Consider the following 11,738-nt stretch of genomic DNA (forward strand, 5'->3'; position numbering starts at 1 on the left):
TGCCGTCAAAACGCTTCTCAGGCCTACTTCCAGCACGTGGGTCCTGTTGCCTGCGAGCTTGGCACGCTGCACGCACTGCACGCGGCGGCGTTACAACTGCTTGCTGAGAGCCGGTTCGTCACCGCTCCTGCGCTGACACAGAACCGTAAGGGACATGGCAAGCGCAGCATGATTGAAGCGTGGGGCGAGGCGTCGGTGTTCGCCAAAGTGGATGGAATCCCGGTCGATTTCTTTGCCGAGACACTGGCCGGACCGCTGATCATCCAGATCGCCATCAAGTCGTTGTACAACGCAACGACCCGATCGACTGTCCGTGCCCTTGGCTACGCTGCGCTTGAAATCTCGATCCCGAAACCGGGCGAAGTTCTGGGCATTGGTGATCTCCGGGAAGTCGTGCTGCATGGGCTAACGAACAAGATTTGGCTGTGGCACCCGGCGATCGGCAATCGGGAATGTCATGTGCCGCCGCAGCGGCAGCCGGCCGAAGTGGCGCTGCTCTTCGGCGAGGTCGAAAGGCCTGCGGCGAAGCTGTCGGTGCCTGTCGCCGTCACGCCATGGATGCAAGCCGGCGGGCTCGCGGCCGATGCAGCTTATCGGCAACTGCCTGTCGCGGAGAAGCTCCGCGCCCTCGAGCGACAGCTTGGCGAGCCATGCGCGCGCTGGCCGGATGCCGTCGACGTTGACGTGACCGGAAAGGGCTCGTTTTGTGTCGATCCCCGAATCTGGCAGGCAGACATCTTTGGCAAGTTCGTGCGTCCCGCCGCAGAAGGCGCAAGCACCAGAGACTTCACGATGCTGACGGTGCTTGACTGGCTTTACATGCGCTACAGAATCGTTCCGGCGTTCGAGGATGCGGAAAAGGTCGCGGTCCAACAGTATTTCCGGGCGCTCACCGCGCAGGGCTATCTGACGGAACTGCCCGACCAGCAATTCCACGTGCTGCCAGAGCCGCGTTCCGACGAGCGCTCGCCGTTGCGGTGGAATCCAGATGCGAGGTTGAGTGTCAGCGGCCTGCGCGTCTGCTCCCAGCGTGTGCGGCTGGAGATTCCAGCCAACCAGGTCCAACGGCTCCTCGAATATTTTGAGGATGGCCATCCTGCAGTATCGGTAGCGACCTTCGTGCAGGACCTGATGCGCCGGCTTCATGCCCCCGAGCGCACCATTGTGGCGCTACTGCGCGAGGCCGATCTGGTCGTCGGATAAGCGGCTACTGGTCGACAGTTTGAAGCGACGCGCGAGCGTGTGGCTGTGGTTGCAAAGAGAAACGACGCCGCGAGACCTCTAGCGTCACCGGACAGCAAAAGACAGGCGGGGAAAGCGTTGGAGATGACCGACCGCGTTGGCCGGAAAAGGGCGACTGTGCAAGGCGTGGTGGCTGGCGCAATGTTCGTTGGCCCTCTCCTACCCGTTCAGCAGTCAGCCAATCAAGTCAATTGCGGGCGATTTGAAGCCCACTTCGACGCCAAACAGCCCTGAAGATTTTATATGGACTCCTGCATAAAATGCGATCATCTTAATTATGTAAAATTAACGCGCCTCTCAGGAAAGCCGGCACTCCTGGTCGCGCCGCTTACTTACGTCGGCCGTAGGCACAGGCACTATGAGTGGCCGGCTCTGAACAAGAACGAGGCCGCTGAACAGCAATACGACGACGCGCGATTGTCTGAGAATTGCCGCACCGGGTCCAACGACCGCGTGTGACGAGCGCAACATGCGAAAATTTCATGCAGTCAGACATAGTTCTAATCGTTCGACCGGTACAACCGTCACCCGAACCGAACGTGGTGAACCAACCCTTCCTATTGGCGCGGACTTTTCTCAGGATTGGTGCGCAAGCGGGTAACGATGATCCTCCCTGGCCTCATAACCTGCACTTCGGGACAGGCACGGACTCTTCGGTCCACACATAAAAGGATCCTTTGGATTCTAGTGCACACATGTGAGGGCTTCTGACGTCAATACAGTCTGGATTACTAACTGAAACGAGGAGCGTTGCGATTTCATGCGGAGTTAGCATTGGCTTTTTCTCGGTGAGACCTGCGAGGCGCAATTGAACCCATCTTATGACGCTGGGTGACTCGCGACAACGGCAGCATCGTGAAGTCCTTCAGCATTGATGGATCGAGGCCGTCTATATGCGGCGTCATTCAAATAACCAGGAAGTGGACGTCCACAGAGGCTCGCCAGCGGACATGGTTTTGGTCCAGGTCATCTGGCTCGCGTCTCGCGCTTCGTCTCCTTCATTTTCGACAGTCCACCGAATTTGGAAAGGCGGCAACACCGACGTTTGCTTCAGTTTGAACCGCAGATGAATCCCCTTCGGCAGCATGCTTGCTCCGCTACTATACGTACCGTATGGCGTGCCATCTTTCCGTTTGGCCAAAGCGCATTCAACTAGATCCCAACGCACACTAGTGCTATGGGTTGTCGCCACGTTTGGATAGCCGCGTAGCGCCTTCACGACATCCGCCGCGCGGTTGCCCTCGACTGCGATCGACATTAGCGCGCGAATGCGGCGCTTCTCCGCCTAAGGCTTCAGCCGCACCGTATAGCCTACGATCACGCCGTTTTCCTCGAGCCGAGCAATCCGATTCTGGACAGTCGCCCGCGCCACTCGCAACTGTTTGCGCCAGTGTGACGACTGGAGTTCGGGCGTTGTCGCGCAGCAGCGCTATGAGCTGTCGGTCGGCGTCGTCGAGGTTGATCATGTGGATGTTCCTGGCTGAGACTCGGAGCCGCGAATATGCCGTGGAGCACGGGCTTTCGCCATGCCACGTGAGCAAAATGCATACTCCCCGTCGCAATCTGCCAGGATTATCGGTGATTTCTTCACATTTGCCACGCCTACGCCGGCGTGGCGCGCCGGGCACTGAGGCCGGCCAATCTTGATTGCATCGCCCAATTGCCTGGCTCAGCCGCCATGAACGAGCGGGGACTGAGCACCCCGGGGACAAGACGGACGTCAGAGCGCGGCGCGCGGATTCCACCCGAGCCAACGTGATAAGCCTTTGCCCATTATCCAAGCCAGATCTTCGGCACTGAGCCAGGACATTTGCTCTGCAAACATGGTAACGCAGTCGCGGTAGCTCACTCTTTTCAGGCACGAAAACTCGCTGCCCCAGAACGTGCGCTGAGGACCAAACGCGTCTATCACCTGCCGAAGATATCCGAACAAGTTGCGGTATGGATAGGGCTGAGTGGAGAAGTTCGGCATCCAGCTCGCCTTGACGGCGATATTTGGCTGCTTGGCCAGTTCCAGCACCTTATCTAGATTGGCGAATGCCTCGTCGTCCTTCTTGTCAATCGGCAGGCAAAGATGATCAAGTGCGAGCCGCAGGCCAGGATGTCGCTGCGCAATGCGGTCAACATGATCAAGGTCTTCGGTGTTGAGATACAGGTAGATCGGCACCGCTCCTTCCTCGGCCTCCCTCCAAACCCAATCCATATGCCCTTCTATCAACCAAGGGCGAACTGACGGCGCGTGGAACGAGCAGCGCAAGCCCAGCATTCCCGGCTCTTCGCGCCAGCGCTTAACGCGCCCCCTCAACGCCAGGTTCTCCGGGTTGAGGCGACCCATTACGGCAAATCGGTCGGGATGTACCTGAGCGGCAGCCAGCGCCAGGTCATTGCGATCCCCCTCCCAGAATGGTGGCACTATCACCACAGAATCGACGCCCGCTTGATCCATCTCGCCAAGGAGTTCGTCCTTGCCCAGTGGAGTTTCGCGCCCCGGCGGCCCGCGATCAGGCCACGGGCGCTGCACCGTATTTTCGCCCCAGATATGGACCTGAGAATCGATGATCAACATCTTTTCTCCCCCTTCGCGTGCGTTCATCGCTTAACCCGCTGAAACACGGCCTCGTCAATTTCAATGCCGAGACCTGGTCCATCGGGGATTTGGATTGCACCGTCTTTCACGCCAAGTGGTTTCTTCAATACCTCGTCTGTCATGCGCAGGTGATATGAAACCTCAGCCGGGGGGACAATGTTGCGGTACGCAGCTGCAAGATGGAGAGCTGCGGCTGCACCTATGGACGAGTCCCCCTGACTGCCGATAAGACACGGAATGCCCGCCTGCTCGCACAGGTTAATAATCTTGCGCGACTTGTAGAAGCCCGTGCGCGCCACCTTGACCGACACGATCCCGACGGTTTCCGCCGCCAGCTCACGGCAGACATCTTCGGGAGTGAAGCAGCTTTCGTCCCCCAGAACTGGGACGGGCAATGATTTTGCAACCTGCTTTCTTTGCGCTTGGTGCGAAACCTTGCACGGCTCCTCGACCCACGCCAGACCAAGCGGCGCCAGTCTTTGGACAGTCTCGACGACTTCTCCAAGCGTATATCCCTGGTTGCCGTCGATATAGAGAGTGGCCTTGTCTCCGACGGAGTTTCGAATGGCGGAGAAGTTTTCGAAATCCGCTTCCGGGTCGATTCCCGATTTTATTTTGAAAGCGTTTATTCCGTGCTCTGCTTGCATGCGAGCACACTCATCGGCCATCGCAGACGCATCCTTCACGGCGACCATCCAAGAAACTTGGACAGGCTTTTCGCTGTATCCACCAAGTAATCGCCAGAGCGGCATACCCAGTTTCTTTCCGATGAGATCATGAAGCGCTATGTCTATCGCAGCCTTGGCGGTGTTGTTCGCCGGCATGATATCCATCGCAGCATGAATCGCTTCCATCTCAAAGACGTCCATTCCAATTAACATCGGCGAAAGGAAATCTTGAATTGCCGCTACGATCGACTGGTGCGTTTCCCCGTAAATCTGCTGCCTCACGGGTGCCTCCGCGATGCCGACCATCCCTTCTGTCGTGATTACCCTCACTAAGACCATGTCGTTATACACAACGTGGCCGCTGTTCTGCGGCGGCGAGAAAGGCCGTTTACTTTCAATGACATAGCGACGCGCTTGTAAACTATCGGCGTTTCGCGTTTACTCTCCGCTTTTGAGCGGACGCCTTGGTCACCGAATCGACGCCCTGGACGCAAATGGAATTCGAGCAACTGGACCTTGGCGACGCGCGCCTGAACAAGCGAGCGAGGCTTTTGATGGAAAGGATGGCGGCCGACCCGACGGCCAGCGTGCCGCAGGCATGCCAAGGTTGGGGCGAAACGATAGCGGCATATCGCTTCTTCGATAACGAGAAGGTCCAATGGCATGCGATTCTGGAGCCGCACTGGCAGCAGACGCAAAAGCGAATGCAGGCGCATCAGGTCGTGCTCTGTCTTCAAGACACCACTGAGCTTGATTTCAACGGTCAGGATGCGCTCGGCTTGGGGCCGCTGACGTATGAGGCGCAGCGCGGGATGTTTGTTCACCCGACCTATGCGGTAACGCCGCAGCGCGAACCGTTGGGCATCCTGGATGCCTGGATGTGGGCCCGCGAGAAGAAGGACGACTCGGGCCAGCGTGGCGGTCCGAAGGAAAGTTTGCGTTGGATCGAAGGCTACGAGCGCATCGCCGAGATGGCGCCGGATATGCCATCGACCCGTCTGGTGTATGTGGCCGACCGCGAAGCGGATCTGATGGCGCTGATGGAACGCGCCGATGAGCTGGGCAACCCGGCCGACTGGCTGGTACGTGCCTCGCACAACCGCAGCTTGCCCGAGGGCGACAAACTGTGGGAGCGCGCGACGTGCGGCGAAGCGGTGGGCGAAATCGCCTTCCCGATGGCCGCGCGCCAGGGTGTGAAAGCCCGAACGGTTCACCAGCGCCTGTGGCTGCAGCGCGTGCAGTTGCCCGCAAGCGAGGGGAAAAGCATCGCTGCAACGTGCCTGGTCGCGCGCGAGTTTGACGCGCCTGCCGGCGTCAAACCGATCGAATGGCGCTTGCTGACCAACCGCGTAGCGAGCACGCTGGATGAAGCGACCGAATTGATCGAGTGGTATCGGGCCAGATGGGAAATCGAGATCCTGTTCGACGGCCTTCCATAATGCACTCCTTCGTATGTCATTGAATATCAAGGCCCAACTGGCCCGCGACGTGCGTTGACGGGCCTTGCTCGGTCCGGACGGCGAGAAATTCATCGAGATCGGCTTGGTGAATGGTCCACGGCGCATTGCGACAGACTTGCTTGGCCGACAGCTCCTTCTGGTGAATTAGCCGCAGCACGGTGGTGTGTGTGACGTTGAGCGCGGTCGCCGCTTCGTCAACGGTCAACTCGCCGCGCTCTTGGCGCTCGCCCTCTCGGTAGGCGGCAATACTATGACCCTTGCGGATCGAACACACTCGCGCAGCTGTCCATGTTTGCCCATGCGCCGTACGGTGTCCAAGTCGATTGATGGTCGCTGCAATACGTTCATCGGGCTGCATGCGGGCCAGCGAGGTGATCAACTCGATCGTCTCTGCGCTCGTGACGTAACGATGCGCACCGATAGGCGTCTTCTTCAGACTCAGCTCCGTGTGATCGCCGCCTTGCCAATGCACAATGAAGCGCACCGAGTCGCCATCATAGGTCACGACGATCTCTTTGATCACGGTTCGCACGATACGCTTCCTGACATCGGGCGTCGTGTCGGGGTGCTCCCACAGGCGTGGTATATCCTCGGCCAACGCCATGAGGGCTTGCCTGGTCTCATCGCTGAGTGCATCGGGGCGCTGTCGCATCAACTCGGCGACCTCTTCCTCCAGCCGCGATTGTGCGGCCAATGCATCGTTCCAACGCTTCTCCAACGACCCGGCAACAAGACGGTTGGCGGGGTCCACGGCATCGTATTGGCGTTGTGCACGGTTGACTTCGTAGCGAGCACGCTGCAGCGCCAGGCGCTTCTGGGCGAGCCGCTCGTCGTCGACGCTTTGCAACTGCTCGATGGCCTGCACCGCCGCCTGCAGTCCCAGCGGTTGCAGGCAGCGCAGCACTTGCTCAGCCACCAGTTGATCCGCGCCGAGGCCGCCGAACATGACACAGCAGGCGTGATCACGGCTGAGGATATGTGTGGTGCATTGATAGCGGATGCTGGTCGGGCCGGGATAGTTCACGCTAAGCTTGGCCCCACAATGCCCACAGCGCAGTAGTCCTGATAATAACGCGCTGCCGCTCCTGATTGAGCCGCGCACCGCACTGCCATGTCCGTTTGTGTTGTGGGCCATCAACTCCCGGTTGGCGCAGTACACGTCCCAGTCGATGTAGCCCTCGTGATGATCGCGAATCAGCACCGCCCAATCCTCGGGCCTGTGTTGGTGGGTACGCACGGCACGTTTGCGCCCATCCTCAATGCGCACGCTGGTCTTGCTGCGACCATGTGTATAGGCACCCGCGTAGATCGGATTGTGCAGCAGGCTCAGCACGCTGTGGTAGCGCGGGGCCTTCCACTCGTGGCGCTCTGCGCTGCCGGCGCTCGTCACAGCCGGCATCTCGATATCTTGCTCGCCCAGCCAGAAATACACGCGTCTGGCGCTGCCGAGTTCGGCGAATTTGCGAAACACCAGGTCGATGGCCGCGCGAACGCGCTCGTCGGGATCCTTCTCGAGGCGATCGTCGACGGTGCGTACGTAGCCGATGGGCACATGCATGTAAAGCTCTCCGCGTTTAGCCTTCTGCTTCATCGCTTCGTGCGCTCGCTGCCGGAAGCTGGCCAGTTCCATCTCGCTGATCGTGCCTTTCATGCCGAGCAGCAGCCGGTCATTCATCTGCACGGGATCATAGACGCCTTCTGCATCGATGAGCAACGCCCCCACAACGCTGCAGAACTCCAGCAGCGTGTGCCAGTCTCGCCCGTTGCGTGCCAGGCGCGACGCTTCGATGCTTAGAACCGCGCCGACCTCGCCATCGCAAAGCAAGCCCAGCAACCGTTCGAAGCCCGGGCGCAGCGTGCCTGAACCGGAGCGGCCGAGATCGTCGTCGATGACCTCCACGCGCTCCCACCCCAATTGCCGGGCGCGCTCAACCAGCGCATATTGCCGGCGTTGGCTCTCGAGGTTGTTCTGCACCTGGTCCTGCGTCGATTGGCGGACGTATACACAGGCTAGCCGCGACAGATGTTCAGCGGTGATCTTGTTCATCGTCTTCCCCCTGGTTGATCGCCAAGGCAATGGCCCGCATCCACTGCACCATCTGCTGCTGCAGCTGGAGCTGAACGTCCTGCGGTAGTGTCGGCAAGGGGACTGCGCTGGCGTCTTCGAACAGCGCTATCTGTACCATCGGGCGGGGCGGCATCGAGTTCTCCTATTGGGCTTGCGCTATCCCGTAAGGATAAGAACGTCGATACACAACGGCGAAGCTCCAGTAGCGCTGCAATGGACAAGCGCGATTGCTCGACGACTCGCACATTGGCGGCCGCAAGCTCGGTCATCCACGCGGGGACGGACACCGTCGTGCCATTAGAGCGCCGGATGACGTAGCAGGGCTCATCGTTGACGTAATGCAGCCGCACCACCGCGAGACGCTCACCCACAAGGGGGTGAAAGCTGTAGCGCACTACGATGTCATGCGAGAGATGTTGATGGGCAGAATGACGTACCCTTGTTCAACGTTCTGAAGAACGGCTGTCAGGTCGAAGAGTTGCAGTTGGGCTCGATTGAACGACTCGAGCGCGCATTGGCGCTGTTTCTTGTGGTGGCTTGGCGCGTGACACACCTGATGCGGCTGGGTCGAACCTGTCCTGATTTGGACGCGCGTCTGTTCTTCGATCCCGATGAAATCCGGGCTGCGTACTTGCTCACGAAAACACCTCGATCTGCGCAACCCACGCTCAACGAGATATTGCGCTTGGTCGCACACCTCGGTGGTTTCCTCGCTCGCAAGAGCGACGGCGAACCCGGCGCCGAGACGATTTGGAAGGGACTCACGAAAGTTCATATCGCCGCGGAAACCATGCGCCTATTGCGCGAAGACGGTGACGCCGACACTTCTGTATAACGACATGCTTCAAACCCCAGCTTATGAAGGTCAAGCTCATCCACAAAGACATCCACTACGCGCACGGGATTCGTGTCCGTCACGTAGTCATCAAGCGCTTCTGGGAGGAGAAAGCTTTGCGTACGATTGTCGCCTTGAACGAACCGTTTCATCTTGCTCATCCTCCCGATATCGGATGAGTAATTTTAGCATTACTAAATTGCGTTTTGACACAGTCTGGGCCGCTCGCAGTCTCACGCAAGCGGCATACGCAACCCAGTCACCTGAAGAGATTTGCGCGGCTCGACGCGTTCGGTAGCCCAGCTCGGCTACCGACTTACGACGGCAGATCCGCCAGCCGCCCGAACCACAGACCTTCAGGCACGTTCCGCTCGAGGAATATGTTGCTGGCGAAGTCCGGGTTGCGCTCAGGAAAGTCTTCGCGGTAGTGACCGCCGCGACTCTCACGCCTGGCAAGCGATGCCGAAGCCATCAATTCGCCGACCTGGATCAAGTTCGCCAATTCGATGCCCCGCATGAGCTCAGCCGGCGTGCCGATCACCGTGTCCTGAAACAACTGGTCTCGCGTCTCCCTGCAGACCCGCCTGAAAGTCTGAAGCCCGGCTTCCTCGCGCACGATCAGCAAATACCGGTTTGCACACTGCTGAATCCGTGCTTTCAGTTCGTCCAGCGTGTGCCTGCCCTTTCGGCGGAATTGCGTGGCGACCGTGCGGTTGTCGTGCAAGGCCCCGGTAGTCGCGCGGTGCGTCATCTTTTTCGCGCGTTCAGCCGCGGCGAGGCCCGCCCGGCGTAGAAAAAAATAAGTTTGTCACCTCTTGCGGAATAAATTCGTCAACCCAACGCTAGTCAATCTGGTCGATACCAGGAATCTCACACAATCAATGGATTGAGACGAGCGAATTAAAGTTGACACCTCTTGTCCACACGCGAAGTGTCAATCCGATTGAAAAACGACTGGAGCCACCGATCGACTGCTGACGTTTCGCCGTCTAACCCCAGCATCGCTCAAAATAACGACGGGTGAATGCCTTGCGATGCTCCGGTATCATCGGCCGTGCACAATTCGGCAACCAGTAAGGTCGGGTGTAGGGCATCAGACAATTTCCACACCGGTATGGTGAGCTTCCCCCGAAATTTCGCCTTCCAGCAGGTCGTGTGTAAACTCGACCCGAAGGAAGGAAAGAATCGATGTTCAAAATACCAAAGCAGGCATACACCGCTGAGTTCAGGACGCTCGCGGTACAGCGAGTGAAGGACGGGCAAAGCGCGCGGGACGTCGCTCGTGAACTGGGAATTTCACACCAGTCGCTGCGCAACTGGGTCAAGGCCGATGAGGCAGGCACGCTCAATGGCGCGGGGACAAAGGTTGTCACGCCGGAGCAGATGGAGCTCTCGCGCCTGCGGGCCGAGAACAAACGTCTGCAGATGGAACTTGAAATCGCAAAAAAAGCGGCGGCGTTCTTCGCGAAGGACCTCCTGTGAAGTACGCCTGGATTGATTCGCATCGCCGGCACTATCCGCTGTCGGCGCTGTGTGGGGTCCTGTCGGTCAGTCTGAATGGCTATCGGGCGTGGAAGCGCGGCGGTACGCCTGAGCGCAAGCGCCTCACTGATGCCCAACTGCTCGCCTTGATTCGGGCTGTCCACGCCGAGGTCAAGGGCGCTTATGGGTCGCCACGGATGACCGAGGAGATTCGCGCTCGCGGCTTTCCTGCCAGCAAAGAGCGGGTTGAGCGGCTCATGCGCGACCATGGCATCCGCGCCCGTCACAAGCGCCGTTACCGCGTTACGACGGACTCGAAACACAAGCTGCCGGTCGCGGAGAATCTGCTGGCGCGCAACTTCACGCCGACGGCGCCGAATCAGGTCTTTACGTCGGACATCACGTACATCTGGACCGATGAGGGCTGGCTGTATCTTGCAATCGTGCTGGACCTGTTCAACCGGGAGATCGTCGGCTGGTCGATCAAGCCGCGCATGACGGCTGACATCGTGACCGACGCGCTGACGATGGCATGGTTCAGACGCCGGCCCGAGCCCGGCGCGTTGCATCACTCGGACAGGGGTAGCCAATATGCCAGCGACGACTTCCAGCGCAAGCTGGTGCAATACGGCATGCGCTGCTCGATGAGCCGTAAAGGAAATTGTTGGGACAATGCCCCGACGGAGAGCTTCTTCAACAGTCTGAAGAACGAACGCGTGCATGCTACGCGGTACCGTACCCATCAGGAAGCGATGGCGGACCTGTTCGAGTACATCGAAGTGTTTTATAACCGCAGTCGTCGTCATTCGTCGCTCGGCTTCGTATCACCGGTTCAGTTCCTGCAAAACTGGATGAAAGCTCAGCAGACCAAGGATGCGGCTGCATAGCCAGAGGCCTCTGGAAGGCGAAAAACCGAGGGAACCTCATGGCGCCTCCAGGAGCTGCACGTTCACCCGATAGGGAGCCTCACAGCCACACCGCTGACACACCGCTTCGAGCGGGCAGCGATGTGCTGGACACCGATCCACTCCTTCGAACTGGTGTACGACAGTGTGATACCCCCGCGACAGGCAGCGTCGACAGTAGCGAAATACACCTTTACAACTTCGCAGTTCCCTTTGCCTGATCAGCGAAGCACGAAGCGTTTTTAATGGCAAGCCGAGTGTGAGCCGGAGGCGATCAACATCGATGACGTCCTGACAAGGCGCAATCCCTTCGTAGGGGTCAACGTCCGGCCCCACGAGCCTCGCATAGACAGCGTCAAGCAGCACGGCCGGTCGTGATAATTGTCGCCGCCCAGACGACAAAGTGGCCAGTGCAGGCAAGTGCATCGTTGCGTAGGGTTCAATGGCGGCAGCCGGCACTGGCCTGCCGATGAAGTATCCTTGCGCGGAAT

Annotated in this window: 8 protein-coding genes and 4 pseudogenes; 4 read left to right on the top strand and 8 right to left on the bottom strand. The window is 59.1% G+C overall.

Going from position 1 to position 11,738, the window contains the following annotated elements; translation table 11 throughout:
- The coding region (locus BO1_RS60505; RefSeq protein WP_167338453.1) for a hypothetical protein at positions 1 to 1,203 on the top strand (1,203 nt) is incomplete at its 5' end.
- A 940-nt stretch (positions 1,204 to 2,143) separates the two neighbouring features.
- Here the strand turns inward: BO1_RS60505 and BO1_RS62230 are convergent.
- From BO1_RS62230 to BO1_RS55720, 4 genes and pseudogenes are all read right to left on the bottom strand, one after another.
- Positions 2,144 to 2,410, bottom strand: coding sequence for a nucleotide-binding domain-containing protein (locus BO1_RS62230; RefSeq protein ID WP_407670097.1), 267 nt, complete (start codon positions 2,408 to 2,410; stop codon positions 2,144 to 2,146).
- A pseudogene (locus BO1_RS61665) lies at positions 2,393 to 2,708 on the bottom strand (Lrp/AsnC family transcriptional regulator); the annotation flags it as partial. The gene BO1_RS62230 and the pseudogene BO1_RS61665, both read right to left, overlap by 18 nt.
- A gap of 254 nt (positions 2,709 to 2,962) precedes the next feature.
- Entirely contained in the window at positions 2,963 to 3,808 is an 846-nt protein-coding gene (locus BO1_RS46650) for an amidohydrolase family protein (RefSeq protein ID WP_028223447.1), read from the bottom strand.
- A 23-nt stretch (positions 3,809 to 3,831) separates the two neighbouring features.
- Positions 3,832 to 4,896 (bottom strand): mandelate racemase/muconate lactonizing enzyme family protein, encoded by a 1,065-nt coding sequence (locus BO1_RS55720; protein ID WP_043289100.1) that lies wholly within the window; start codon positions 4,894 to 4,896, stop codon positions 3,832 to 3,834.
- Between the two features lie 95 nt (positions 4,897 to 4,991).
- Between BO1_RS55720 and BO1_RS55725 the strand changes: the two are divergent.
- Positions 4,992 to 5,921: pseudogene (locus BO1_RS55725) on the top strand (IS4 family transposase); the annotation flags it as partial.
- A 31-nt stretch (positions 5,922 to 5,952) separates the two neighbouring features.
- Here BO1_RS55725 and BO1_RS46665 read toward each other — a convergent pair.
- Both BO1_RS46665 and BO1_RS59995 read right to left on the bottom strand, forming a co-directional pair.
- The gene (locus BO1_RS46665) at positions 5,953 to 8,004 is read right to left on the bottom strand and encodes a recombinase family protein (RefSeq protein WP_028223448.1); all 2,052 of its coding nucleotides are present in this window, start codon (positions 8,002 to 8,004) and stop codon (positions 5,953 to 5,955) included.
- Positions 7,985 to 8,158, bottom strand: a complete 174-nt coding sequence (locus tag BO1_RS59995; RefSeq protein ID WP_156992795.1) for a hypothetical protein — start codon at positions 8,156 to 8,158, stop codon at positions 7,985 to 7,987. Before BO1_RS59995 ends, BO1_RS46665 begins: the two co-directional genes overlap by 20 nt.
- Before the next feature lie 309 nt (positions 8,159 to 8,467).
- Between BO1_RS59995 and BO1_RS46675 the strand changes: the two are divergent.
- Positions 8,468 to 8,860: pseudogene (locus BO1_RS46675) on the top strand (IS4 family transposase); the annotation flags it as partial.
- Between the two features lie 8 nt (positions 8,861 to 8,868).
- On the opposite strand, the pseudogene BO1_RS58635 reads toward BO1_RS46675, so the two are convergent.
- Both BO1_RS58635 and BO1_RS46685 read right to left on the bottom strand, forming a co-directional pair.
- Positions 8,869 to 9,012: pseudogene (locus BO1_RS58635) on the bottom strand (IS5/IS1182 family transposase); the annotation flags it as partial.
- 164 nt (positions 9,013 to 9,176) lie between these two features.
- Entirely contained in the window at positions 9,177 to 9,611 is a 435-nt protein-coding gene (locus BO1_RS46685) for an L-aspartate oxidase (protein ID WP_028223450.1), read from the bottom strand.
- Between the two features lie 437 nt (positions 9,612 to 10,048).
- Here BO1_RS46685 and BO1_RS46695 point away from each other — a divergent pair.
- A protein-coding gene (locus BO1_RS46695; RefSeq protein ID WP_156992797.1) for an IS3 family transposase occupies positions 10,049 to 11,229 on the top strand; the annotation gives its coding sequence in 2 pieces (ribosomal slippage) (positions 10,049 to 10,301 and positions 10,301 to 11,229; 1,182 coding nt in all).
- Positions 11,230 to 11,738 lie beyond the last annotated feature (509 nt).

It is taken from the genome of Paraburkholderia oxyphila NBRC 105797, assembly GCF_000685075.1.
Lineage (GTDB): Bacteria > Pseudomonadota > Gammaproteobacteria > Burkholderiales > Burkholderiaceae > Paraburkholderia > Paraburkholderia oxyphila.

Bases quoted from the DNA above. Each gene is read 5' to 3' on its own strand.
- BO1_RS46685 (WP_028223450.1), bottom strand. From the start codon at position 9,611: ATGACGCACCGCGCGACTACCGGGGCCTTGCACGACAACCGCACGGTC.
- BO1_RS59995 (WP_156992795.1), bottom strand. From the start codon at position 8,158: ATGCCGCCCCGCCCGATGGTACAGATAGCGCTGTTCGAAGACGCCAGC.
- BO1_RS46650 (WP_028223447.1), bottom strand. From the start codon at position 3,808: ATGTTGATCATCGATTCTCAGGTCCATATCTGGGGCGAAAATACGGTG.
- BO1_RS46665 (WP_028223448.1), bottom strand. From the start codon at position 8,004: ATGAACAAGATCACCGCTGAACATCTGTCGCGGCTAGCCTGTGTATAC.